We start from the raw sequence: 26474 nt of genomic DNA, 5'->3' as shown, positions 1-26474 counted from the left end.
AGAGGGTGAGAACCCGAGCGGTTCGAGCAAATACAAAGTATTTGCGACAAGACGCCAAAGGCGGCGCAGCCCAAAGGGTCAAAACAATCCGAAGATTGTTTTGATTAATCCCGACCGACAATCAAATCCAAATTTAAAAAGCTTCACGATGTTGGGGCTTTTTTTATTCTCGAGAATATCCGCCAAGACTAGCGCGGTGAGAGAGGGTGAGAACCCGAGCGGTTCGAGCAAATACAAAGTATTTGCGACAAGACGCCAAAGGCGGCGCAGCCCAAAGGGCCGAAGCAATCTGGAGATTATTAGTACAATTCTTGGAGGAAAATAATATTCCAAGAAATTTACTTGGTAGTGATTTTCGTGTAGTAAAAGCTATTTTCATAAATGAGGGTTAGATAGCTTACGCCTAATGTTTTCAGATTTTTCTTGCAAGTATACTTTGGTTCTTTCTTGGTTGGAGTTGAAATAAAGTTCATTTTCTGCAAAAAACATCAAATCCTCAGAAAGTGTATCCATTAAATAAAATATAAGTTCTTTAACTTCTTTTAATTCATTGATACTTAAATATAAGCCTTCATCACTGTTTTCAATTCTGTTGCCGTGAGCGATTTTGTTACGATTACCCAATAATTTTTCATCGATAAAAGCACATTTTGTGTCAATGCTGTCTGAGTAATCTATCCCTATTATCGTTAATATTGACTTAAAGACTTTAAAGCTTAAATTGTTTTTTGTATTGATTATTGTTTTGTCTTTTTCTAATTTTGAGAAGTTATTTTTTACAGAAAATATTTTAGCTTTTGTTCCGTTGATGTTTTGCATGAAAGCAAGTTCATTAGCAAGTGTTAATGTTTCTCCTGATTTGTAAAGTTCTTGAATTTTCCCTTTTAGTGCGATTGCTTGAAAGTTATCCGTAAGGATATTCGTGCTAATTTTCTTGTTTGAGACGTATTCGAGATAAGTTTTACAGGCATTTTTTACAAAGCCCTCCCAGTGTGAATATAGTAATAACAAGGTGGATTTTATTATTAGTAGCTGATTGTCCTCGTTTTCAAGAAGAAGTAGATTTGAAACTTCTTTTTTTCTCCAACCTAAATCAGATTCGATTCTTTCTATTAAATCGTCATTTTTCATGATTATTTGAAGTACTTTCTCGAAAAGCTTGTTAATTCTTTGAACCGCTTGATTGGTTTTATTCCTCGTGCGAGAGATTCTTGTATGTCTGTGATAGAATAAATTTTTTCAATTTTTTCTCGAACCTCTGAATTTCCAATGTTTTCTACAGAGTCTATATTCTTGGCAAATCCTGAGGTAATCATTTCAAATACACTGACGTTAAACGGACCGGAAAATGAACTGCGTTTTGTATCAAATTTTTTAAAAGCAGATTCGCCAAGTACCGATTTTAATTTGTCAAAAGTTCTGTTAAAAATTGATTCGAAAGAATCGATATCAAAGCTATCCATAAGCCTTATTGTTTCTTGATCTATAAAGTCACTTATCGACGATTTATTTATCGGCTCATATTTTCTGAAATCGGTCTTGCCTTCAAAGCCAATAATCATTCGCAGAATTAGCTCCATGTGGAATTCTTTTTTTAGCTGGTGCTCTTTTATCGAATTAATACATTCTAAATAATTTTTATAGTTTTTAAGTGTATTAATTTTTTCGTAAAATTTCGGTTGAATCATCAGCATTAAACAGTTCCTGACTTCTTGCTCAGACAGTTCGGTTCCACCAGTATTCAATCGCTGAAATAGTTCATACTGTGCTTCATCACTATTTTCAGTCAATATAATATTGACTCTAATTTTTGACTTTTTAAATTCTCTTTGTGTCGATGTTGGAAGTTCTCCCCAAACTTTATTTTCTAGCGAGGGGATGTATTTGCAATATGTTAACTTTAATGGATCATGTTCTTTTAGTTCACCAACTAGTTGAAAAATTGTAGAAAGCCGCTGGACTCCGTCTACCACATGCCAAGTGCCATCTGTTTTTTGAGCCACAAAAATTCCTGGTACAGGTATGCCAATTAAAATTGACTCAACAAGCTTTGTTTTTTGTTCACGTTCCCATCTAAAAAGTCGTTGAAATGCTGGGTCAAGAGTAATTTCTCCGTCTTTATATAAGTTTATTAACTCTCCAATTGACATTGAATAGTCGTCTGTTTTTATTGTTCTTCTTGCTTCTACTATTTCAGTCTGTATATTTTGTTGTGTTTCTAGAAGGGTGGTCATACTTTGTCCAAAGCTATTTGTTTGGGTGTGGGCCTAAAAATCGATCCCCATTAAAGTGGATCATGTGGTCTGGATTTTTTGCTATCCAGACCTCAGTTTCCCAAGCTATGTCAGCTGCATTTTTTCGAAACTCTACACGGTCTGGAAAAGCTGTCACATATACCAAGCCGACTTTGCAATTTCTGAAATTTTGTTCAAGCTCAAGCCATCGTTTGGGTGATACCGGTCCATGGCTTGTAACGGCTTCGATTAAAAATAACCATTCCCTTTTTTCGTCGTACACAACAACATCCGGTAGTTTGTCATGTGACATCGGCGGTACACCTAAGCTTTCCAGATAGTTAGATTCCAAATACATCAGTTTCCCGCCCTCCTTGCGACTACTGGCAGTGTCACCGATATACAGAAGGCGTCCTCCTTCACCAATAAACCGGGAGCAGAAATCATGCACAATGTCTGCATGAAGCTGGTTGTGCTTTCCGGGTGATAGCTTGATTATATCGCCATTGGGTAAGGTAATGGGAATTTGGTGTTTTTGTAGACTGCGCTCGTACTGAGCTTGAAGTTCGGGAACTGCTTGTTTGAAAACTTCAATTTGTTGCTTCCAATCAGCGTTAGGATAAGCCTTCAATATGTCGATGATTGGTTGATTCAAAGAATAGTTATTGTCTTTGCTATTGGTTGGGCGTGTTGGGTCGTCACGGTTGCGGTCAATGATTCGAGCCTGTTCAAATTGGTGAAGAGTTTGTCTTCTTATCGTCTCGCGGCTGTTGGGTTTGTAGTCCTTGCCGTAATGATTGCGTATAAAATCCATAATCACATAAGTTGGTAATAATGGCGCAGTTGTACTTTCCCATGCTTCATCAGGCTTAATGTTCGCCAATGCCAAAAATACCCATGCTGAACGGTCATTGTATTGCGCGGGTGGTAGTCCCAGTTCTTGAAGTATCTCTTTAGCTTGACCAAGCTTGGTTTGTTGTTCTTCTGTGAATTCCAAGGTGCTATTCCTTAAACGGTGTCTTTGATCTTTAAAACTCGATTAACAATTGTGTTGTTCTTGTCTGCGTCAAAAGCTTTGAGCTTCAAAACTTCTTCACCAATGGTTCTAACTTGGTCGCGAGTTGGGAAGCGCATTACACGGATTTCAGTTGCATTCACTTGGGTGTTGCCAGATATGCACCTAAAGTAACGATCAAAGAATGATCCATTGAAAATAGCCGATAAACCATAAGCTTCTTTTTTCGTCAGTTCGCCAGACTTTACACCAATGTAATTGACCTTGTTTCCAAATCCAATAAATTCGAGGTTTTCAAAATACTTCGCCAGATAAACGCCAGATACTAAGCGCCGTTTTTCATCTTTGGAGGAAAAACGTTTCAACAATACATAGTTTTTGTTTTTTAACATGTGCTTTTCATGTTGTTCTTGTAGTTCAAAGCGAACATCTTTCTTGTCCTCGCCAGTCCACAAAGCCGTATAAGGGGTAACATTATGTGGCCTATATAGTGGTGCGGTGTTGCTTCGATTATCAGCTGAAACTATGAAGTTTCGTGTTCGGTGTTCGACTACTGGGCCAGTAGAAATGAAGTAGCCTGAATCTGTGAAAGTAGATTCTAGTTGTTCAGCTTGTTTTAGATGTTTAGCTTCCATAAGTGATTCAGGAATTCTTATCAAGCGTTGGTCGTTTGATCGATCAACGATTAATTCCAGAGGATACTTTTGAATGGTCGTATTGGTTAGGCTTGAATCACAGTCACTTGCACGTACTTCAACCGTTTCATAGTTCGCTGATTTCACGAACTTACAAATAATGTTTTCCTGTAAAACCTTATCCGCATCATTTTTGAAAACACGGTTACGGTGTTTGAATATGTGTATTGATTCGATTGCCGTAGCGCCTAATAAGTAGTCCCTGAAGTTTTTGAAGTAAAGTCCATTGGTGAAGCTGCGCGGGGTAATTGCCACCATTTGACCGCCTTCATTGAGGCTGGCGGTAACAATAGCCATAAAAGAGGCGTATATATTAGGATCACCGCTATACAAATCACTTACGGCTTTTGCATATGGAGAAGTTTTAACATTGTATTTGAAGTATGGCGGATTGATTACTGACACATCAAATGATTCTAGTTTAGCTGGTCGATCAAGCACAAAATCACTGTTTCTAACTTCAAAAGTGAATTGACCTTTTTTCGACTGATAAAGGTTTTCAATCAACTTCATGGTTTGATTCAGGTGCGAGATAACTGAAGAATCGAGTTCATACAAAACCGCGTGAACCAACTTACAGTCCAGTTCCAATAGTTGAGCAGCCGTTGACACGGTTAAAATTCCCGTACCGGCACCAGCATCAAGAACTCTTACTTTTTTATCCTTGGGCTTGTGCAGCATTGAAGCCATATAGTTGGCGACAACTGGTGCGGTGAAAAACTGGCCTAATGATTTTCTATCTTCGAGTGGTTTTGAACGTAGGTATGTGCTTTGAAGTTCAAGCACCTCGTTCATTGGGCCTGAATTTGTAAGTCGTTGAAGCATTGGTTATACCGTTTTAACTATCTGTTTTGTGCTGAGTTTGTATTATGTTTTTGATGTTGTGAAATGGCTCGTTTGATAAACTCGGTTTTGCTGATTCCTTCGGCTGCACAAATATTGATCAGCTTGTCGGCTTCTTCTCGATCAAGCACCACCTGAAGGCGTTTCTTTTCGCCTTTGGTTATCTGTTCCCGGTAGCGTTGTTGTCGTTGTGTTGCGGTTTTATCCACGGTGAAGCCCCTAAGCTAAATCGCGTTACACTGTAACGGATCTGTGGGCTTTGGTCGAAAGGATTTTGAAAGAACCATTGTTGCTCTGTGTTTGATGATTATGTGTTTGATGATTAATAGTTGACCTGATCGAGGGTTGCAGGTGCATACAGCCTTGTTAAATTCATTCAACTGTAGCGAGTTGGCGCCTATCTCTGTTGGATACGGACGGAAATGACGAAATCGCTGTAAGTCCCTCCCTCCCTCACCACCATAGAATTTTAAAAAGCTCCACGATGTTGGGTTTTTTTCTGCCTTAAAAAACTCGTCGAAGTTAACGCGGAGAGATAGGTTAAGAACCCGAGCGGGACTAATGCAAAGCTAAGCAACAAACTGAACGGGCCGCAATTACTGAAATGAGGATGAAGCTGTAAGGCATTTACCAAAGACTTTCGGCCCTGTTCGCAATGACCGTTGATTGATAGTTTGTTTCCCGTCAAATATCTAATTTTTAAGATTGATTTAACTCAATGCCCTAATTGCTGTATACGAATAGATTGTTAAGTACAGGTTTAATTGGTGGTGTTGAGTGTTTTAGTCGGTTGATTAAATCGAATGGGTAGTTTTTTGTGAGTTGTTTGGCGGAATTTTGTTAATTTGATCGCTGTTTGTAATGTAGTTGATTTTAATTAAGTTTGTGAATAGTTACTTACGGCAAAGTTATCTAAGATTACAACTGATTCTACATTCTTGTTTTTCTATATTTATAATTGAAAATTTGTAAGGCTGTTCAGATTTTTATATTAAATAAAAAAAGTTTTTTTGATATGTTTTGCGAACATTTTTGGCCAAGGAATTCGGTATTTTTAGAAGGCTCAATGATTCTTTAAAAGCAATACCAAGTTATTTTAACGTGGAATTGTTCTAAGTAATAAATCGTTACGAATAAGAATTTATTGACGGTGCTTTTTGATGAGAAAATGCTTCGGGATTAGAAAGTGTTGCAGAACTAAGAGGAGCTTTTCTACCGACCGAGATCGGTAGAAGGTAATCTAATGTGGGAATACGTGTAGACAAACCGCTTTAAATACTCATCACAATTCAAAGCGAAGTATAAATTTGTGTTATTCAGCACTCGCCACTTTTTGGTCGTAGGAGCAGTGTGTGCCAGCTAGCTCACTTAATCCTACAAGGTCAATAATGGTGATGTCACGCTGGGCAACTTCAATAAGGCTTTCTTTTTGGAACCTGCGAATAAGTCGGCTTACGGTTTCAATAGTAAGGCCAAGGTAGTTGGCGATATCTGTACGCGACATAGAAAGACGGAAGTGCGTTGCAGAATATCCGCGTTGTGAGTAACGACTAGAAATGTTGATTAACAGCGCTGCTAGGCGATCTTCTGCGGAGCGCTTGCCCATCATCAATAGGAATTCGTTATTGCTTTGAATCTCGGCGGAGAATAGGTTGTACAGTTGCTGCTGAAGCGCAGGAACTTTTTGTGACAAATTGTCGAGTTGTGCTTGCGGCAAAAAGCAAACGCTGCTGGTTTCTAGCGCTTCTGCAAAGCTGTTGTGAGTTTTACCGTGATAGGCATCAAAGCCTAAAATTTCACCAGGGAATGAAAACTCGGTGATTTGGCTATCGCCATTGGTTGCAATTACCACCGATTTGAAGCTGCCTGAGCTAATGGCGAACAACCCTTCGAAATGATCACCGGTATGATAAAGGGTCTCACCCGCATGGAGTACACGCTTTTGTTGCACCACACCTTCTAGTTGGCCAATATCATCGTTGGACAGGGTGTGAGGCAGACAAAACTTACTTACAGCGCAGTTACTGCATCGTACATATGAGGTAACAGTCATAGGTAACTTTCCTACCGGGCTTATCTTGTTGAAATTCTACAGGACTTTTGATCTGAGTGCATAGTTTAAGGTTGCTATATCAGCAATATACGTTATTGAGGGAGATAGGTCGATAGCTTCGAGGCGTGAGAATTTACAAATACGCCTTCTTTGCGCAAAACTTAGCTTCCTTGGTAATAATCAATAAATTTTTTATTCGATCAACAGCTCAAAAATTCAATTTGTTTATTTTTACTGCAATAACAATAGACTATATAGCAGGGAACATCGGTATGAAATGCGGGCTTATTAGCCCGCACGTCTGAAGTAGGAAGCCAATTGATTGGCAAACCATTGACCGCTTGGTGTTAATCTTAGTTTTTGCTGATTACTGATTACCATTTGTTGCCCAAACTCTTGTTCTAAATTAGATAATTCTTTTGCAAAATAATGGTCGAAACTGGTTTTCCAGCGGCTTTCAAACTCTTCTTTATTCACTTCTAAATTACACAGTAAGCGTTGAGTGATTTCTTTTCTTATTTGATCATCGACCGACAGTTCCGTACCGCGATAAACCGAGTGTCCGTAGCTTCTCACTTGGCGGGTATAGTCACGTAAACCCAACTGGTTTTGCCAAACGGCTGATGGCGTACTGGATATCGCCGACAATCCAAAACCAATGACGGTATCGGCAACGTCTGGAACATAGCCATGTTGAGTCCATTGTAGACGACCACTTTTGGTTGCATCGCACAAGGGGTCATCGTTGCTAACGAAGCAATCGGGGCCAATTGCGCAATAACCGCTACTTTGAAGATGGTTGATGGCAAAGGTGCGCATTTCCATAACGGTTTTATCTTCGGGAACTGATTCGATATCAATCAGCGATTGTGAGGTAAATATTTTGGGATTGTGGTGATATTTACGCAGAACAACTCGTGAGGGCGACAGTTTTAACAGTTGTTTTAGGCTGCTCATAAATGAGCCCAAGCTCTGTTGTGGTAATCCAAAGGTAACGTCGAAACTGACGGATTGAATGCCTTGCGAGCGAACATCTGAGGTTGATTGTTTCAGTTTTTCGAAGGTGTATTTTCGATTAATGACTTGCTGAACCTGTGTACTAAAATCTTCAACACCAAAATGAATGCGGTTAAATCCCAAGCTTTTAACAAGACTGACGAGCTCTGTATCTACCGTTCTTGGATCGGTTTCAATGCAATAATCTCGATCTACAGCGTGTGATACGCCAAAGGAGTTTTCAATTTCGTAAGTAACTCGTCGTAAATCATCGGCTAACAGAAAGGTCGGAGTGCCGCCGCCAAAATAAATTTGCTTCGGCGGTAGTCGTTTTTGGCTCATTCCCTTGATGATTTGACCGTACCACTGGATTTCTTGTTTTAAATAGTCGGCATATTGCGCCGCCAAACCGTATTGTCGAGTGACCACAATATTGCAATTACAATAATTGCAAAGCTCTTTGCAAAAAGGAATGTGTAGATGGATGGCGAAAGACTGAGAAGCTCTTAAGTGCTTTTCAAGATCTTCCGCCTGAAATTCCAATTCTTTAAACGTTTCAATGGGCGGATAAGGCACCTGTAACGTTGGGCACGTGCTGAGTCTAGCAAGCAGGTCTGCTTTGGGAGGAGTGAACGCAGGCATAAAACCATTTTCTCTCATGTTATGTTTATCTTTTTCTCACCAAATATCAGTAACTACTATCGATACCGCCGATGTTTGGTTTTGCTTACTTAAAAACAAAACGAAAAAAATCATTTGGCCTGTATCAACCGGCCGCCAACTCTAATCATCAAGGAATTGTATAGATTGATTTGAATCAACTGGCGGTTATAAAAATAGCTCTAACAAGACTTTTTTTTGGTGATGGCGTGAGGGAATATTAATGGTGCTAATCGCTAGTGTTCGGTTATTCGTGGAGAAAAATAATGTGATAAGACGGTATTCATTTTGATATCAATATGATGGAACTTCTGATTAGTTTATAGAAGAGTACCTCAGAGGTTCCTTTAATTAATAAAAGAGCTGATAAAGAAACGATTAATTTTTCTGACTTTGTAGTTGTTAACCAAACCTCTACTCTTATATAAAGGTCATAGTTTTTATTAGGTTTTGTTTGAAATTTTATGCGTGAGCAATGGGTTATTTGATTTTAATTAAATGATTTTTGTAGAAAAATAATTCGTCAAACATTTACTTGATTTAAGGCAATTGCTAAAGGTGAATTTGCTTTACTTTGTAGCTATACAATAAAAATGAAATTACATCGCTAAGGAGCTAAATCATGTATTTCGACACAGTTATTTTATCTGGAATTATCGTTGTAGTGGCTACATGTGCTGTAGTTGTTTATGCAAGCAAATACATGATTCAGCACATTCGTACCGAATTGAAAAAAGAGCCTCAACAAGAAGTGATTAAAAATCATCACTGAGGTGGTACAACGCGTTGGTTGTTTGACTTTGAGGCTCTTGATATTTTCTATTAATTAGTGTTTTCGCAAGTATTGTTGTATTTCTTTCGCCTTGTGTTGAGCCTCTTCTTTAATTTTTCGGCCATCTAACGTTTTTACGTCTTTATTTAACATCAGTACCTTGCCGTCTACGATGGTTGTTACCACTTGATCGGAATCAATTACATAGACGAGATGTGAAATAATATCGTAAATTGGGTGAATTCGAGCCTCGCTTAAATCCAACTGAATTAAGTCTGCTGAATAACCCGTTTTTAGTTGACCAATGCTACTCTCGAACCCAATTGCGGCTGCGCCGTACTTTGTCGCCAATTTTAAAGCATCCAGTGCTGGTAGCTTTTTAGGATCGCCGCTTTCAAGCTTGTGAATAAGCGCCGCGGTTCTTATCTCTTCAAACATGTCTAAGTTGTTATTGCTGGCAGCACCGTCGGTACCCAAACCAACGCGAATTCCTGCGTTCAGCATTTCTGGTACGGGTGATAATCCCGATGCTAGTTTTGCGTTAGAGGTGGGATTATGAATGGCTCCAAGATTAGCGGCTGCCATACTTGGGTACTCTGATTCCAGTGGATGAACCATGTGTGCGGCAATAATCCAATTATCTTGCAGCTGTGATAGCACGTGAGTTACAGGCGTTTTGTGATACTGACTTTGAATAATATCGGTTTCGCCGCTGGTTTCGGCAACATGAATTGAAATCGGCGCCGATAATTTTTTAGCAACTTCGCCAACCTGTTTTAAGTGCTCAGGAATCACCGTGTAGGGTGCGTGAGGGCCAAACCCCGGAGTAATTCGCGGGTGTTTATTTTGCCACTGGCGCACGTATTTTTCACCAGCGCTAAATGAATCATTCCAACCCTTAAAGCCTGGGCTTGGGGTATCAATCATGGGTGCGGTAATGATGGCTCTTAATCCGCAATCTACCATAACATCGGCAATCACTTCTGGATAAAAATACATATCCACAAAGGTGGTTGTACCCGACTGAATCATTTCATAACAGGCGAGTTCTGCCCCGGTTTTAATAAACTCAGGCGTCACAAATTTGTTTTCGATGGGAAAAATGTATTGGGTTAACCAATCCATTAAATCAAGATCATCGGCAATGCCGCGAAATAACGTCATTGCACTGTGGCTGTGGCCGTTAATGAGTCCGGGCATGAGAACTTTTTCGTGGCCGGGAATGATGTTACTGGTTTGATATTTTTTGCGAATGTTATCGGCTTTTCCGACTTCTACAATAACACCATCTTTAATTGCGATTGCGCCTTGCTCAATAATTGAGTCGTCATCTTGCATGGTGACAACATAATCGCCCTCAACAATAAGATCAACATCACTGGCAAAAGTCTCTAAAGAGAAAAGTCCAATACAGGCTGCTGAGAGAGTTGTTCTTACCAATCCAGTTTGAAATGTCATAGATTTTTTCGTGAATTTTCTCATTATTTTTCGCGCGTAAATTGTTGAATAAGTTCTTGGTGTTGAGGAAATTGTTCAAGCAATACTTGTCGTGACCCCAGCTGCATATCGGCAAAATCAAAACCCGGAGATACCGCTTCACTGATCAGTCCAAATTCACCTTGTCGTAAATGTGATGCTTTCCATGTGCCGCCTTTCACCAATAATTGAAGTTGTTGTCCTTTGGTGGGGTCACTGCCCATTACTACGGTTTCCAACGAGCCATCAGGATGAATTAAATAATAGGTAATAGGTTCGCCCAAGTGAAAAAAGTGCAGTATGTCTGACTGGTTCTTGTGCCAGTGACCAATAGGAGATTTGTTCGTTAACAGGTAGTAAATGGACGTTAACAAAAATCGTTCACCGCCGCTGGTGTTTACCATGTCGCGCTGATCGGATTGGTAGGTTCGGCGGTAATAACCGCCTTCTACATGCTGCTCTAAATTAAGCGCTTTGATGAGAGCTTCGGTTGAAATGGCTGATTTTGTCATGGTTGAATTAATTTCTTCCGCTTGTGTGGCTGAACCAAACATCATTAAGCCTGCCAGTAGCCACTGTTTGTGCGCGCTGTTTAAAAACACAAATATAATCCTTTTTAGCCCAACCAACTTCTAAACGCTCTGTTAATCAGAGTTTCTGATACTTTTGTGAATCATTCACTGTTGAGTGTTTAGCGTTATTTTGCTGGAAAATGCGTATGCCAATGATTGGCAATATCAATTCTTCTACACACCCAAACGTCGCTAAAAGACATGACGTAATCTAAAAATCGTTTTAAAGCCATGGCTCGACCAGGACGACCCACAAGGCGGCAATGCAAACCAATACTGAGCATTTTCGGCGCACGTTCACCTTCTTCGTATAAAAAATCGAAGCTGTCTTTCAGGTAATTAAAGAATTGATCACCAGCGTTAAAGCCTTGTGGCGTTGCAAATCGCATATCATTACTGTCGAGCGTGTAGGGTACTGTCAACAAAGGCTGTTCGAAGTCGTAGCACCAGTAGGGCAGGTCGTCGGCGTAGGAATCTGCGTGGTATTTAAAGCCACCAAATTCTGAGACTAAACGGCGCGTGTTAGGGCTGTCGCGGCCGGTATACCAACCCAGTGGTCTTGAGCCCGTGACCTTGGTATGAATCTCAACGGCTTGTTCAAGCATTGCGCGTTCTTTGTTGATGTCCATATCTTGATAGTGAATCCACTTCAAGCCGTGGCTGGCAATTTCCCAATCGGCCTCCAGCATAGCTTCTACCGCTTCAGGATGCTTTGCTAATGCTTGCGCCACGCCGAATACGGTTACCGGTAGATTTCGTTCGGTAAACAGGCGGTGTAGGCGCCAAAATCCAGCGCGCGAGCCGTATTCGTAGATCGATTCCATGCTCATGTGGCGCTGATTTACATAAGCTTCTGCGCCGACGATTTCGGATAGAAATTTCTCCGAGGCCGGGTCGCCATCAAGAATACAGTTTTCACCACCTTCTTCGTAATTGATAACAAATTGCAGTGCGATGCGAGCGTTATTGGGCCACTTTGGGTTCGGTGGGTTTTGGCCGTAGCCGATCAGGTCGCGAGTGTTTTCGGTCATGATGATTGGTTCTTGCTGATCAATGTTGAATGTAAAACGGTTAGCTAAGTTGAATCTGCATAACAGCTTACAACTGAGTGAATGTGATTGTTACTCGTGTAAAGTGTTTCTGTTGTGTTATTGCGTTAAATTGTTTCCATAAGGCAAAATGCTGACCAATTGGTTGGTTTTTTGCTTTTGGGTTTATCTCTCTTTCAGAGCCGTTACAATAAAACGCCAACGATTGCGCAACCAACGTTTACATTTGAGGAAACCATCCGTGAAATTTTTACATCGTTTGCCGTTTGCCACGGCGGTACTTGCTACTTCTATCCTCGCCGCTTGTGGATCAGAAACCAAAACGACACAAGCTTCTGAAACTCCGGCTGCGAAAGCGGAAGTTGCTGCACCCAAAGAAGTTAAGGTGGTAGTCGTCACAATGTTTGAAATTGGCGAAGATCAGGGCGATACCGCCGGTGAATTCCAGTTATGGAAAGAGCGCCAAGGCTTGAATACTAAATACGATTTTCCTCAGTCATTTCACGACATCTACATGAATGAAGAAACCGGTGTTTTGGGTATCGTCACCGGTATGGGCACCATGAAATCTACCTCTGCAATCATGGCATTAGGATTAGACCCACGTTTTGATCTATCGAAGGCTTATTGGTTAGTGGCGGGAATTTCCGGTTTTGATCCGGCGGATGCATCCATCGGTTCGGCGGCTTGGGCTGAGTATCTGGTTGATGGCGATTTTGGTCACGAGATCGATGCGCGAGAAATTCCTGAGGATTGGAAAACCGGCTTCTTCCCATTGTTTTCTAAAGGTCCTTTTGACGAAAATCGTCCACCAAACCAAGGCGAGGTGTTCAAAATTAATGGTGATCTCACCGATTGGGCTTTTGAGATGACCAAAGATCTTGAATTACCCGATGATCCTGCGGTTGCCAAAACTCGTGAGCATTTCAGCGAATATCCCAATGCGCAAAAACCACCGTTTGTACTTAAAGGCGATAACCTTGCTGCTATGACCTTCTGGCACGGTGAAATTCTTAACGATTGGGCCAATGAATGGGTGAAATACTGGAGCGATGGCGAGGGTGAGTTTGTGTCTTCTGCCATGGAAGATACCGGCACAGCTCAATCGCTTTATTATTTAGATCGCGCCGGTAAAGCCGACTACGATCGCTTAATGGTATTGCGTAGCGCCAGTAACTTTACTATTCCAGAACCCGGCAAAACCGCCGCCGAAAGCTTAACCAGCGAAGGCGAAAGCTACGAAGGTTTGGCGTTGTCTTTAGAGACCGCTTACATGGTGGGTAGCACCGTGGTTAATGACATCGTTAAAAATTGGGACAGCTACAAAACCCAATTGCCTTACGAAGTTAAGGCCGAACAGTAATAAAAAGCAATGATCCTGTGAGCGGTGACTGAAATTAATACTGCTGCAATTACCGCCACTGAGATCAAAGCACCTAAAAACAGAAAATAAGAAATTGCATTGGCTATTTCTGTCCTTTAATGAATTCGTCGGTGAATTCATTAAAGGGTCTAATTGTTAAATATTGAGAGTCTTACGTGAGCAATCTAGAACTGATAAAAAAATTACCCAAAGCCGAATTGCATTTGCACATTGAAGGTACGCTAGAGCCAGAAATGGTTTTTGCGCTGGCCAAACGCAACAATATCGAACTGCCTTACGCGAATGCTGAAGAGTTAGCGGCGCTTTATGATTTTAGCGATCTGCAATCGTTTTTAGATCTGTATTACCAAGCAACCGACGTACTGCAAACCCGCCAAGATTTCTACGATTTAACGTGGGCTTATCTTGAACACTGCGCTGAAGATCGAGTGGTTCACTGCGAAATCTTTTTTGATCCGCAAAGCCATACCAGTCGTGGTATTGAATTTGGCGAAGTTATTCAAGGTATCGACGATGCCTTAAAAGCAGGCCAAGAAAAACTGGGCATTAGCAGTCAATTGATTATGTGTTTCTTGCGTCATCTTCCTGAAGCTGACGCGCTGCAAACCTGGGAACAAGCACAACCTTGGTTGCATTTAATTCAGGGTGTTGGTTTGGATTCATCGGAAAAAGACTTCCCACCACAGTTGTTCACCAATGTATTTGCCAAAGCCAAAGAAGCGGGCTTGCGCTTGGTTGCTCATGCCGGTGAAGAAGGTCCAGCAGATTACATTGAGCAAGCATTAGATTTACTAAACATTGATCGTATTGATCATGGTGTTCGCATCACCGAAAGTGAGACCCTAATGCAGCGCGTTACCGACGAGAACATGGCGCTCACCGTCTGCCCATTATCGAATGTGCGTTTGTGTGTTTATGACGACATGGCGAAACACCCGCTACTAACGCTGCTTGATCGCGGCATTCGCGTGATGATCAACTCTGATGATCCCGCGTACTTTGGCGGTTACATGAATCAAAACTTTATTGCCGTTGATGAAGCTTTGTCACCGAGCGCAGAGCAGATTGTTGCACTGGCTAAAAACAGCTTCTTGGCGAGCTTTATCTCTGAAGCCGAGCAACAAAAGTGGTTGGCCGAAATCGACGCGGTTGCTCAATAGCGTGTCATGTTCTTGGCTCTTGAAGTGCAACTCTTTAAGAGCCAAAAGTTCTGTGGCTTTAACTGTTCACATTGTTCGTCGTTTAAAGCGGCTCGTTCTTGGGCCTTGATACCGAGCTAAATCCAACTTTATTGTCTTTAACATCTATTCTCTTAGCGAGAAAGTTTTGAACGGATCGTTTCGATTAAAAAATTGATCAAGTGGTCAGGTTATGGCAAGCTTGGCGTCAATTGATACGATGTAACAGCGTTTTGCTTGAAGAAATTTGCGTAACTCACTATGACTCAAAATCTCCCTGAAATCCTATTTGACTGCCAAGGTATCACCGTACCGGATTGCGTACCGGCTGCCGGAGCCTTATCGGGTTTGCGTTTGGGTGTAAAAGATTTGTTTCATATTGCCGGTCTGCCGACTTCGGCGGGCAACCCAGACTGGTTGGCCACGCATCCAATTCCTAAGGCCACTTCTCCGGTTGTAAAAGCATTAATAGAGGCTGGGGCTCAGCTTCGAGCAAAAACGCTCACCGATGAAATCGCCTACAGTCTAAACGGTGTAAATGTTCACTACGGAACACCTGCTAACGCTCTGGATGCACGTCGTGTTCCTGGTGGTTCAAGCTCAGGTTCGGCAATTACTACGGCTAATTCGGCGGTAGATATTGGCTTGGGTACCGATACCGGCGGCTCGGTGCGAGTTCCGGCTAGCTACAATGGTTTGTATGGAATTCGTCCGTCGCACGGCGTCATCAGCGTTGAGCACTTGGTGGGTTTGTCGCCACGGTTTGATACGGTCGGTTGGCTTACGCGCGACTTTGACACCCTTGCAAGGGTGGCAGATGTATTGTTGCCGAAGCAGTCAACAATTAGCACCTTGAGCAATTGTGTTGTTCTGTTACCGGAGAACCTAACGGCTTGGTTGGAGCTTGTACCTGCATTAACCACCGAGCTAAAAGCAGCCAATGTGTTTGAACGCATAGACGTAAAACCTTTGCCAACTGAGATTACGGCAAAGGCCAGCGCCGCATTCCGAGTACTGCAAGGTTTTGAAATTTGGCGCGAGCACGGCGAATGGATTGAAACCTATCAGCCGGAATTTGCCCCTGACATTACCGAGCGTTTGTTGTGGTGCCAAACCATCACGATTGAACAAAAAGAAGCCGCCGAACAACAAGCTTTAGCGTTTTTAGAATACGCTCAACAAGAATTTTTGCTCGATAACACCTGCGTGATTCTACCAACCGCACCGGGCGCTGCACCTTTGCTCGATACTCCAGCGGAAGTTATGAACGAATACCGCAATCAGTTAATGGGTTTAACGGCCATCGCCGGTTTATCTAAATCTGTGCAGGTAAGCTTGCCGTATCTACAAAGCGATAACTGTGCTTGGGGATTGTCGGTAATGACCAAACAGGGTGGTGACAGAGATTTGTTGGCGTTGATAAAACATCTAGAGGCATCGTCTCTTACATCAGCGTTTAAATAATATCAACATTACAGAAGCACAAAAATACACCAAATAAACACGGCGTATTTTTTAAAAATATTGGCAACGTTTAATAAAAAGATTACCAGAATTATTGGATTAGATTATGGCTAAGGTTGCGTTTACCGCTCCACATGCACAAGCAGCGGAAGTTGGATTATCGGTGTTAAAAGAAGGCGGCAGCGCCGTCGATGCAATGGTTGCAGCCGCAGCTGCCATTGCCGTTGTTTATCCACACATGAACAGTCTCGGTGGCGATGGTTTTTGGATTGTGCAAAAGCCCGGTGATAAACCCGTTGCCATTGATGCCTGTGGCAGCTCCGGTAGCCTGGCAACCATTGGCCGTTATCAAGAATTATTAGCGCAAAAATCGTTAGACAGTATTCCAAACCGTGGTGGTTTGGCGGCAATCACCCAAGCAGGCACCATCGCCGGTTGGCATTTGGTACGCGATATTTTTGGCGGCAAAAAATCTTTACCGCTCTCGCGTTTATTAGGCCCGGCCAAAGACTTGGCTGCAAACGGCATTAAAATTACCGAAAGCCTCCAAGCTGCATCGGAAAAAACCTTTGACGAGTTAAACGGTTTTAAAGCGTTTAACGAGCTTTATTTAGACAATGGTAAAACCCTAACCGCGGGTAAAACCTTGGTGAATAAAAATCTCGCCGACATGATCGATCACTTAACGGTTGCTGATCTTGGTTTGATGGATTTTTACCAAGGTGATATTGCCAATACCATTGCTAAAGAATTAGACAAACAAGACAGCCCAATTACTCGTGAAGACTTAGCGGCATTTAAAGCCGAGGCGCTTACCCCTTTAACCACCAAAACCTCGAAAGGCCATTTATTTAATATGGTCGCACCCACGCAAGGTTTGGCGTCGTTAATTATTTTGGCGCTGTACGACCGAGTGTATAAAGAAAGTTGGAGCGAAGCCGAGCGTGTGCATCATATTGTTGAATGTACTAAGCAAGCGTTTTTAATTCGCGATAGTTTTGTGTGTGATCGCGCACGCATGAAAAAATCGGCACAAGAATTTTTAGATTCCAGCTCATTAGATGTGTTGGCTAAATCCATTGACAGTAACCGTGCATTAGAATGGCCACGACCTGCCGAACACGGCGATACCATTTGGATGGGTGCGCTCGACCAAGACGGTACTATGGTGTCGTTTATTCAAAGTATTTATTGGGAATTTGGCAGTGGTTTGGTCATTCCTGATTTAGGTTTGGTGTGGAATAACCGTGGTTTGAGTTTTAATTTAAATAAAGATCATCACAATCACTTAACACCAAACGCAAAACCGTTGCATACGTTAAATCCTGCATTTGCGTTGCTCGACGATGGCCGACGTTTCAGCTACGGCACCATGGGTGGCGAAGGTCAGCCACAAACTCAAGCGGCCTTATTTACTCGTCATATCTATGATGGTTTATCACTTGAAGATGCTATCGCTAAAGATCGTTGGTTGCTTGGCCGTACTTGGGGTGATGTTAGTAACAACCTTAAATTAGAAAAAAACCTGGCCGACGAAATTGCCGGAGATTTAACTAAGTTAGGCCACGAAGTTGCTGAAGTACCAAGTCAAATCGAAATGATGGGTCATGCTGGCGGTATTATTTTATCGGAAAACGGCGATTTACAAGTCGCCACCGATCCGCGCAGTGACGGTGCTGGCCTTTGGGCGAATGTTTAATTATTCATTTTTGCCTGCGCTATCGAGTTGATTTTTAAGTGTTGATTCGATAGCCAAATGTTCAGCGTCAAAAGTTTTTATCAGCATCTTTAGGAACCTCCGATTAACTCATCTCTGATTTAATCGAGAACAGAAATTGAAAATGCCATTTTCAATTTCTTCACAATTTCAATCACGTACAGTTCTTGAAATTAGCGGCACATCACTGTGTCGCTGGAAACGCTGGGTTAATCAGAGTTTCCTTTAGTATCGTTCGGTGTTCTTTTAGAAAAATACACTTTTGTGTTTTTTTGAAACAACACCGGCCCAATTGTTAATTTATCCATTTTTTAAAACGAGTTTTCTGTGGAACAGTTTTCTGAATTACTACCGGTTTTTATCGCGTTAATTTTTACAGGTATTTTTGCGGGAATTCTAGCCGGCCTGTTAGGTGTTGGCGGTGGAATTGTAATTGTGCCCGTGCTTTACTTTGTTTTCCAAGGCTTGGGTATTGATCCGGCAACAGCCATGGTGGTTGCAACCGGCACATCTTTGGCGACCATTATTCCTACTTCTATCTCGTCCATTCGTGCGCACAACACCAAAGGTAATGTCGATTGGGATCTGCTTAAACGCTGGGCGCCGTTCATGATATTAGGCGTGCTTTGTGGCAGTTATCTGGTCACCATTGTTAATGGCCATATTTTCAGTATTTTATTTGGTGTTATGGCGGTTTTAGTTTCGCTTAACATGCTGTTTCGGGCCAAAGCAAAACCCTTGGCCGAAAGTCTTCCGGGAAAACCGGGCCAGAGTGTTATTGCCTCTTTGATTGGCTTTTTCTCGGTGATGGTCGGCATTGGCGGCGGTACTCTTGGTGTACCTACCTTAACAGCGTTCAATGTTGCTGCCCATCGTGCAGTTGGTACGGCGGCTGCCTTCGGATTTTTAATTGCATTGCCCGGTGCCCTAATGATGCTTTTGCAAGGTCAAACACCCGAAAATGCGCCGGAATATACCTTTGGTTTGGTAAACCTGCCGGGCTTAGTTGCCATTGTGCCTTTGACCGTTTTGTTTGCACCGGTTGGCGCGAAATTGGGTTCCAAATTGGATGGTGCTCTGTTGAAAAAAATCTTCGCAATTGTTTTAGCAATCACCGGCGTGCGCATGTTAATTCAAGTGGCTTTAACGCTGTTTTAAGCGTGAGTTAAAAGGTAATTACGATGTTCGATAGTAAAAAACACGACCAAATAAATCCTCCCGCTCGATTATTAATGGGGCCGGGACCAATTAACGCCGACCCGCGCGTATTAAGAGCCATGTCGGCGCAGCTTGTGGGCCAGTATGATCCTGCCATGACCGCGTACATGAACGAAACCATGTCGCTGTATCGCGATATTTTCGTTACACAAAACCGATGGACTTTATTAATTGATGGCACCTCACGCGCTGCCATCGAAGCCTGTTTGGTATCTGCCATTACGCCGGGTGATAAGGTATTAATTCCAGTCTTTGGCCGTTTTGGGCATTTATTAAAAGAAATTGCCGAGCGCTGCGGTGCTGACGTTTATGTCATCGAAAAAGCATGGGGCGAAGTATTTACACCCAACGAAATAGAAATTGCCATAAAAAGCATTAAACCTACGCTTTTAGCGTTGGTGCAGGGCGATACCTCGACCACCATGTTGCAGCCACTCGAAGAGATTGGAAAAATCTGTCACGACCACGGTGTGCTTTTATATTGCGATGCAACCGCGTCGATTGTTGGCAACACATTATTAACCGACGATTGGCAAATTGACGCTGTTTCTTGTGGTTTACAAAAATGTCTGGGTGGCCCGTCTGGCAGCGGCCCAATTACCCTTAGCGAAAAATTCGTCGAACACGTTCGTAAACGCCACCACGTAGAATCGGGAATTAAAGCATCTCATCATATTGAAGGCAGCGGTGATCGCATTCGCTCGAATTATTTTGATTTACCGATGATATTAGATTACTGGGGCGAAGAGCGTTTAAACCACCATACCGAAGCAACCACCATGCTCTACGGTGCTCGTGAATGCGCGCGTATTGTTTTGCAAGAAGGATTGGATAACTGCATTGCCCGTCACGAATTGCACGGCCAAGCCATGTACAAAGGTTTAGCCGCCATGAATCTCGAATTATTCGGTGATTTAAATCATAAAATGTCGAATGTGGTTGGCGTGGTAATTCCACCGGGTGTTGACGGTGAAGCCATTCGCAAACAAATGCTGTTGGATTTTTGCATCGAAATCGGCACCTCATTTGGTCCACTTGCTGGCAAAATCTGGCGCATTGGCACCATGGGGTATAACGCGCGCAAAGACACTGTACTGACTACTCTTGCTGCTCTTGAAAATTGTTTACGAATATCTGGTCATCAATTAACGCCCGGTGCTGGCATTGACGCTGCGCTTGTGGTTTATGGGTAAAGAATTTATGTCGCAACAATTATTGAGCGACTTCGACAGTCAGTCTGCGTGTAAACGATTACTGGAACGTTGTGACCTCTTAGCGGGATTTTCTGCCTTAAAAGATGGAGTTCTTCGCGCGTATTTAACGCCAGAACACCAACTCGCTAATCAACAAGTGGCCGACTGGATGAATGCCGCGGGCATGAGCACATGGCAAGATCAAGTCGGTAATGTTTGGGGGCGATACGAAGGTAACTTGCCAAAAGCACCGGCGTTAATATTAGGTTCCCACCTTGATACGGTTCCTTACGCGGGACGCTACGACGGTATTCTCGGTGTTTTATCGGCGATTGAACTTGTTAGCGAATTAAACGAAAAACATATTCGCTTTGATCATGCGATCGAAATCGTCGGTTTTTGCGACGAAGAAGGCACTCGATTTGGCACCACATTGATCGGCTCAAAAGCGCTGGCGGGTTTATGGCAAGACGATTGGTTATCCGTTACCGATGAAGACGGCATTTCCATGGCACAAGCGCTTAAAAACTTTGGTTTAGATCCAGAGCAATGCGCGAATGCCAAATTAAATTCCGAGAAAGTGTTAGGATTTTGGGAATTACACATTGAGCAAGGCCCGGTATTAGAGGCCGAAGACTTACCCGTTGGTATTGTTACGGGTATTGCCGGTGCAAGACGCGCGAGCATTCAGCTAAAAGGTCAGGCCGGTCACGCCGGTACTACGCCCATGAATTTACGTCGCGACAGCTTATGCGGTGCCGCAGAAATAACCCTCGCCATTGAAAAAATCGCTAACACCGTTGGTGGTGATTTAGTTGCGACCGTTGGGCAGATGTTTACCAAACCCGGTGCAGTTAATGTCATTTCAGGCCAAACACTACTATCGCTGGATGTACGTTCGCAAAATGATCAGTTGCGTGATCAAGTGATTGAAACCATCAACGACACCAGTGAAGTCATCGCCGGACGAAGAAACTTAGAATTAAGCTGGAGTCATACTCACCGTGCCGCGGCCGTGATGTGTGAACAGAGTTTTCAAGAAGTGTTTGCCCAAGCCATTGATACGGTTTTCATGAGTCGCTTGCCCATTCGTTATTTACCGTCTGGTGCAGGGCATGATGCCATGGCAATGGCAGAGATTTGTCCGATGGCGATGTTATTTTTAAGAAGTCCGCGAGGACTCAGTCATCATCCTGACGAATCTGTTATTCCAGAAGATGTGAATGCAGCCTTAAGAGTTTTTTTTCAGTCATTAACAATCTACATGACAGGCATAACCTCTGAATAACTCAGAGGTTATTAAACACAATCGCAACCTTATTTTTTTAACTGAAAAAACAATAGAGCCTCTTCTAGAGGCATTGGGCCTGAATAGAAAAATCCTTGGAGAAAATCGCAACCAAGGTTAATAGCGGCATCTTTTTCGCAGTTACTCTCAATCCCTTCCGCCACAACTTTCATATCTAACCGATGCGCCATTTCTACAATACCGGCAACTAAGGCTTGGTTTCTGGTGTTTTTATCAATATCGGCAATAAGAATTCGATCTATTTTTAACACATCAAATGGTAAATCCAAAAGATAAGTAATAGAGGAATAACCGGTGCCGAAATCATCTAACGCTAAAGTTATTCCTTCCCTGCGTAAAAGCTCAATTTGTGTCTTGCATTGATTAATATTTTGTACAACTTGACGCTCGGTGAGTTCTAAACAAATTTGATTGGGTTCAAGGTGAGAAATCTCAATTTGATTCAGAAGCCTTCTTGAAAAATGAGGGTCACTTAATTGGTATGCATCCACGTTAATCGCAATTTTTTGCAATGGTAAGCCCATGATTCTTAAACCTTGGCTCAATAGACTGCTTTTTTGCGAAATAATCTGAGTTATATTATTAATTGTAGGCGTCGATTCAGCAATGGGAATAAATTCCGAAGGGCTAATATTACCGAGCTCGGAGGAATGCCAGCGGGCCAGAGCTTCAACATAAACCAAATCCGGATCGCTAACCGAGATAATAGGTTGAAAAAATGCTACTAATTCGTTTTTTTCAATGGCCTTAGTAAAACTGGATTCAATTTTCTGGGTTCTTGCATACTGTGCCGCTAATTTACCAGAATAAAAACAAATGGATTTTTCAGGCTCTGATTTTGCCTCATACATCGCACAATCGGCGTGTTTAATGAGTAAATCCAGAGAGTCAGCTTCAGGGTAAAACGCAATACCAATGGATGTGCTCACGCTAATTTCGTGAGGGCCAATTTTAAATGGTGTATCGAACTGCTGTTGAATGCGTTTTAACAGCGGATAAATTTCGGTTTTATCTTTTAATAGGTCAGTAATGATTACAAACTCATCGCCGCCCATGCGTGCCAAGAACTCAGTGTCTCTGACAATGCACATTAAACGATTAGAAACCTGTTTTAATAACTCATCACCTGCTACATGGCCGTAATTATCATTAATTTTTTTAAAACCGTTTAAATCGAAATACATTAGACTTGCTAAACATTTATAGCGTCTGGCTCGGTGAATAACTCGGGAGGCGACATCGGCAAAGTAAGTGCGGTTGGCCAAGCCTGTTAACGAATCGTGTTTTGCTTGCGCTTCTAATTGAATATTTTTAAATGCGGCATCTTGTAAAGCGAACTTAAGTTTTTGCTCGATCTGCTTTCGCTCACTAGCGTATCTAAGACTCCGTTCTAGAGTTTCTGGGGTAACGTGATTCTTTGATAAATAATCTTGAGCACCGTTTTGCAAAGCATCTATGGCTTTTTGTATATCGTCGTCACCGGTTAAAACAATGATGGGTAGATTTGGAAACTTCTCGCCAATTTCAACTACGTTATTAACGCCAGAGCTATCAGGTAAATTCATATCAAGAATTAGAGCGTTAAAAGAATTGGTTTCTAATGCTTGAAGAATTTTTTTAAATCGATCAACACAAAAAATGGAGTACCGGTTACCGAAGGAATTTTTTAACATTTCTGAAAAAATTTCGGCATCTAAGGGATTATCTTCGGCCATAAGAAAAATATTCTGGCTTTCAACGATAGTGCTCTCCACGGTTCGATTCTCAATTGCTGTTGACATAAATTATATTTTTCTAAAGTTGTTACTCGATGCTTGTGGGTTGTTGATAGACAACTTTTAAACCGCCCATATCAGAATTTTCAAATCCGATATGTCCATTATTAAGTTCTGCGATATACCAACAAATTGTTAAACCAACACCTAAACCCGGATATTCGTTATTTGCACATAGACGTTTAAAAGGTCTACACAGGTCTTCGTGGTTATTTTGTCTGACACCAATTCCGTTGTCTTCAATTGTAAAAATGAGAATGGAACCATCTAAGGTTAGTCGAATCTTTATTTTTGTTTCTATTTTAGGCTCTTCAATTTTCCTAAATGTTAGAGCATTTTGGAGTAATGCCGTCACAAGATAATTCCAATGCTCGACATTTACGGTTGCAAATATATCGTGATTTATAAAATCGATATTAGCGTCGTTGGATAAGGCTGAGAAATCATTAATATGACTATTAATTAAATCTTTAAGATTGGTATAAATTCTATTATTTTTAGACTTAGAAATACCTCTCAAGTTAGATAGGGCTAATATCTTTTCTTGAAAATCTTTACTGGAAATTGCTAAATAATCTAGCCATACAGCAATCTGAGGTAATTCACGTAAGGCTTGTTGTTTAGCAATAAGTTGAGAAAATTGATGCATTTGGCGAGCAGATGCGCCTAAATCGTGAGTGATTCCGTAGATTAACTTATCAACAAATAATTTAGAAACAGAACCTTCCGATTCTGGGGGGGAGTCTGTGGATGCCATATTCTATTTCGATTGAATGAATTAAAAAAACGTCTCAACTTTACATTTGAACTTTGGCTAAACCGATGCTGCTAGTCTACTGTTAGGGTAGCAGAAATTTCTAAATTATGTGAAACCACCTTTATATACCATCTTAGAGTGCATTCTATGGAATACATCACGGGGGATGTGTTTTCTGATCTAACCAGCAGTTCGCTAATGGACGCCATTCCTGACGGAATTATTATTGTTAGTAATACGGGAAAAATATTAGCTGTCAATAAAGCATTAAATATTTTATTTGGTTATGAAGGATCTGATTTAATAGAAAAAAATATTAGTGAACTGATTGGTGATATCGAATTCTTTACACAATACATCGATTCAATTGTCGGTGGAGATCAAACTAACGAATCGTTGATAGGGCGTCAATACGAACTATTAGTTGAAACAAAAGAACAAAAAGCTGTTTTCGTGCAACTGGGTATCAATCACTTTCAACGAGGTAAAGAATTAAATATTATAGGGATATTCAAAGATATTAGCTACCAAAAACGTCAACAAGACATCATAGATGCAGAGCGTAAAGAATTAGATACCGTGCTCAATACGGTTCTAGATGGTGTGATTACCATCGATAAATACGGAGTAGTTAAAAGTTTTAACCCAGCAGCCGAAAAAATATTTCTTTATAAAGCCGAAGAGATCATCGGGTTAAATATCAAAACTCTTATGCCTTCGCCATACCATGAAGCTCACGATGGGTATTTGTCGAATTATCACAAAACTGGTAAGCGAAATATTATTGGTGTTGGAAGAGAGGTATCGGCTAAGCGAAAAAATGGAGAATGTTTTCCTATAGAGCTTGGTGTTAACGAGATGGAAGTTAACGGAAAAACCGAGTATGTAGGTACAATTCGTGATATTACAGAGCGAGTAAGTAGTCAGAGAATCATTAATAACTATATTAATCAGTTGAAAAGAAGTAACCAAGAACTAGACGATTTTGCCTATATCGCGTCCCATGATCTTAAAGAGCCCATACGTGGTTTAGCGAACAATGCCAGTTTTCTATTTGAGGATTTTGAAGATAAATTAGGCGATGATGGTAAGCGACGAATTAACCGAATTCAACAATTATGCACGCGTTTAGAAAAATTAATTGATGATTTATTGTATTTCTCACGTTTAGGGCGTCAAAGCTATTCTCTAGCCAAAACAGACATTGCTAAAATAATCACAAATCTTACGGACGATTTAAAAGAGTTTTTGGAACAAGAAGGCGGCAAGGTAATTGTCAATGGTGAATTACCTAAAGTTCGTTGTGACTCGATAAAAATTCGAGAAGTCTTCTCAAATCTAATTATTAATGCCGTCAAATACAACGATAAAGAAGAAAAAATAGTTGAAATAGGCTGTGACCTCACGGCGCCATCTCGCGGAATCGATGGAATTACCATCTATGTGAAAGATAATGGCATTGGCATAGAAGAAAAATTTTATAACGACATATTTAGGATATTTAAACGGTTAAATTCCGAAGATGACACAAAACGTGGTAATGGCGTGGGTTTGACCTTCGTGAAAAAAATTATCGAAAAACACAATGGTAAAATATGGGTAGAGTCCAGTGTTGGTCTGGGCACGATCTTTTATTTTAATATTAAAGACATAGAATTATGACAGAGTTATCGTATATTTTAATCGTAGAAGACAACCAAGACGATTATGAAGCGACTTTACGAAGTTTCAAAAAAAATCGATTTATGAACCCTATAAAGTGGTGCAAGAACGGTAAAGAAGCTTTAGATCTCATTTTGCCTGAAGAAGACGAAGAACACACGAAATTAATAAACCCTAATATCATATTGCTGGATTTAAATATGCCTGGGATTAATGGGCGTGAAGTTTTGAAGGTGCTGAAATCTTACCCAAAAACACGTTCAATACCCGTTATCATTTTAACAACCTCGGCAGATGAGAAAGACATTGAACATTGTTATCAGCTAGGAGCGAGTACATATATTCAAAAACCCGTTTCATTTGAAGGTTTAACCGAAGCCATTAAGAAGATACAAGACTATTGGTTTGGTATTGCTATCTTGCCGAAACAGATTAACTCAACATCGCACTGA

At 41.4% G+C, this 26474-nt stretch carries 23 protein-coding genes; 11 read left to right on the top strand and 12 right to left on the bottom strand.

Features of this window, described 5'->3' with window-relative positions:
• On the top strand, window positions 1-325 hold a 325-nt coding region (locus ACYQ2C_RS02385), incomplete at its 5' end, for a hypothetical protein (protein ID WP_460099539.1).
• A gap of 50 nt (window positions 326-375) precedes the next feature.
• On the opposite strand, the gene ACYQ2C_RS02380 is transcribed toward ACYQ2C_RS02385, so the two are convergent.
• The 7 genes from ACYQ2C_RS02380 to ACYQ2C_RS02350 all read right to left on the bottom strand — a co-directional run bounded on the left by ACYQ2C_RS02380 (window position 376) and on the right by ACYQ2C_RS02350 (window position 8496).
• Window positions 376-1131, bottom strand: coding sequence for an MAE_28990/MAE_18760 family HEPN-like nuclease (locus tag ACYQ2C_RS02380; protein ID WP_460099542.1), 756 nt, complete (start codon window positions 1129-1131; stop codon window positions 376-378).
• A 2-nt stretch (window positions 1132-1133) separates the two neighbouring features.
• A complete protein-coding gene (locus ACYQ2C_RS02375) occupies window positions 1134-2234 on the bottom strand; it encodes a GmrSD restriction endonuclease domain-containing protein (RefSeq protein ID WP_460099544.1) in 1101 nt (366 codons plus the stop codon).
• A 13-nt stretch (window positions 2235-2247) separates the two neighbouring features.
• Window positions 2248-3231, bottom strand: coding sequence for a BsuBI/PstI family type II restriction endonuclease (locus ACYQ2C_RS02370; protein ID WP_460099547.1), 984 nt, complete (start codon window positions 3229-3231; stop codon window positions 2248-2250).
• Window positions 3232-3242: 11 nt separating this feature from the next.
• Window positions 3243-4769 carry an Eco57I restriction-modification methylase domain-containing protein gene (locus ACYQ2C_RS02365; RefSeq protein ID WP_460099549.1) on the bottom strand — a complete coding sequence of 509 codons (1527 nt, stop codon included), beginning with the start codon at window positions 4767-4769 and terminating at the stop codon, window positions 3243-3245.
• A 17-nt stretch (window positions 4770-4786) separates the two neighbouring features.
• Window positions 4787-4996 (bottom strand): ribbon-helix-helix domain-containing protein, encoded by a 210-nt coding sequence (locus ACYQ2C_RS02360; RefSeq protein ID WP_460099551.1) that lies wholly within the window; start codon window positions 4994-4996, stop codon window positions 4787-4789.
• A 1103-nt stretch (window positions 4997-6099) separates the two neighbouring features.
• Entirely contained in the window at window positions 6100-6840 is a 741-nt protein-coding gene (gene fnr, locus ACYQ2C_RS02355; protein ID WP_460048791.1) for a fumarate/nitrate reduction transcriptional regulator Fnr, read from the bottom strand.
• 288 nt (window positions 6841-7128) lie between these two features.
• Complete coding sequence (locus tag ACYQ2C_RS02350; protein WP_460099554.1) at window positions 7129-8496, bottom strand: radical SAM protein; 1368 nt, start codon at window positions 8494-8496, stop codon at window positions 7129-7131.
• A 622-nt stretch (window positions 8497-9118) separates the two neighbouring features.
• Between ACYQ2C_RS02350 and ACYQ2C_RS02345 the strand changes: the two genes are divergently transcribed.
• Entirely contained in the window at window positions 9119-9268 is a 150-nt protein-coding gene (locus tag ACYQ2C_RS02345; protein ID WP_460048788.1) for a hypothetical protein, read from the top strand.
• Window positions 9269-9322: 54 nt separating this feature from the next.
• Here the strand turns inward: ACYQ2C_RS02345 and ACYQ2C_RS02340 are convergent, their stop codons facing one another.
• The 3 genes from ACYQ2C_RS02340 to puuE form a co-directional block, all read right to left on the bottom strand.
• A complete protein-coding gene (locus tag ACYQ2C_RS02340; protein WP_460099557.1) occupies window positions 9323-10726 on the bottom strand; it encodes an amidohydrolase family protein in 1404 nt (467 codons plus the stop codon).
• 23 nt (window positions 10727-10749) lie between these two features.
• Complete coding sequence (locus ACYQ2C_RS02335) at window positions 10750-11346, bottom strand: cupin domain-containing protein (RefSeq protein WP_460099559.1); 597 nt, start codon at window positions 11344-11346, stop codon at window positions 10750-10752.
• 95 nt (window positions 11347-11441) lie between these two features.
• On the bottom strand, window positions 11442-12347 hold the full coding sequence (puuE, locus tag ACYQ2C_RS02330) for an allantoinase PuuE (RefSeq protein WP_460099561.1): 906 nt from the start codon (window positions 12345-12347) through the stop codon (window positions 11442-11444).
• A 259-nt stretch (window positions 12348-12606) separates the two neighbouring features.
• Here puuE and ACYQ2C_RS02325 point away from each other — a divergent pair, with 259 nt between their 5' ends.
• From ACYQ2C_RS02325 to ACYQ2C_RS02295, 7 genes are all read left to right on the top strand, one after another.
• Window positions 12607-13728: a purine nucleoside permease gene (locus ACYQ2C_RS02325; protein WP_460099563.1), complete on the top strand. Its 1122-nt coding sequence runs from the start codon at window positions 12607-12609 to the stop codon at window positions 13726-13728.
• A gap of 176 nt (window positions 13729-13904) precedes the next feature.
• Window positions 13905-14909, top strand: a complete 1005-nt coding sequence (locus ACYQ2C_RS02320; protein WP_460099566.1) for an adenosine deaminase — start codon at window positions 13905-13907, stop codon at window positions 14907-14909.
• A gap of 279 nt (window positions 14910-15188) precedes the next feature.
• A complete protein-coding gene (locus ACYQ2C_RS02315) occupies window positions 15189-16391 on the top strand; it encodes an amidase (protein WP_460099569.1) in 1203 nt (400 codons plus the stop codon).
• Window positions 16392-16497: 106 nt separating this feature from the next.
• Window positions 16498-18090: a gamma-glutamyltransferase family protein gene (locus tag ACYQ2C_RS02310; RefSeq protein ID WP_460099571.1), complete on the top strand. Its 1593-nt coding sequence runs from the start codon at window positions 16498-16500 to the stop codon at window positions 18088-18090.
• 345 nt (window positions 18091-18435) lie between these two features.
• Window positions 18436-19266 carry a sulfite exporter TauE/SafE family protein gene (locus tag ACYQ2C_RS02305; RefSeq protein WP_460099574.1) on the top strand — a complete coding sequence of 277 codons (831 nt, stop codon included), beginning with the start codon at window positions 18436-18438 and terminating at the stop codon, window positions 19264-19266.
• Between the two features lie 23 nt (window positions 19267-19289).
• Complete coding sequence (locus ACYQ2C_RS02300; protein WP_460099577.1) at window positions 19290-20519, top strand: pyridoxal-phosphate-dependent aminotransferase family protein; 1230 nt, start codon at window positions 19290-19292, stop codon at window positions 20517-20519.
• Complete coding sequence (locus ACYQ2C_RS02295; protein WP_460099580.1) at window positions 20491-21807, top strand: allantoate amidohydrolase; 1317 nt, start codon at window positions 20491-20493, stop codon at window positions 21805-21807. Before ACYQ2C_RS02300 ends, ACYQ2C_RS02295 begins: the two co-directional genes overlap by 29 nt.
• Before the next feature lie 29 nt (window positions 21808-21836).
• Here the strand turns inward: ACYQ2C_RS02295 and ACYQ2C_RS02290 are convergent, their stop codons facing one another.
• Together ACYQ2C_RS02290 and ACYQ2C_RS02285 are read right to left on the bottom strand one after the other, a co-directional pair.
• On the bottom strand, window positions 21837-23609 hold the full coding sequence (locus ACYQ2C_RS02290; protein ID WP_460048772.1) for a putative bifunctional diguanylate cyclase/phosphodiesterase: 1773 nt from the start codon (window positions 23607-23609) through the stop codon (window positions 21837-21839).
• A 22-nt stretch (window positions 23610-23631) separates the two neighbouring features.
• Window positions 23632-24360: an ATP-binding protein gene (locus tag ACYQ2C_RS02285; RefSeq protein ID WP_460099584.1), complete on the bottom strand. Its 729-nt coding sequence runs from the start codon at window positions 24358-24360 to the stop codon at window positions 23632-23634.
• Between the two features lie 147 nt (window positions 24361-24507).
• On the opposite strand from ACYQ2C_RS02285, the gene ACYQ2C_RS02280 reads away from it, so the two are divergent.
• Both ACYQ2C_RS02280 and ACYQ2C_RS02275 read left to right on the top strand, forming a co-directional pair.
• Entirely contained in the window at window positions 24508-26022 is a 1515-nt protein-coding gene (locus ACYQ2C_RS02280) for a sensor histidine kinase (protein ID WP_460099587.1), read from the top strand.
• Window positions 26019-26474 (top strand): response regulator, encoded by a 456-nt coding sequence (locus tag ACYQ2C_RS02275; RefSeq protein ID WP_460099590.1) that lies wholly within the window; start codon window positions 26019-26021, stop codon window positions 26472-26474. The genes ACYQ2C_RS02280 and ACYQ2C_RS02275 overlap by 4 nt, the downstream gene beginning before the upstream one ends.

The organism is Sessilibacter sp. MAH3 (assembly GCF_054658275.1).
Note: the sequence above shows the minus strand (reverse complement) of the source record. Positions and strands in the feature narration are given on the sequence as shown.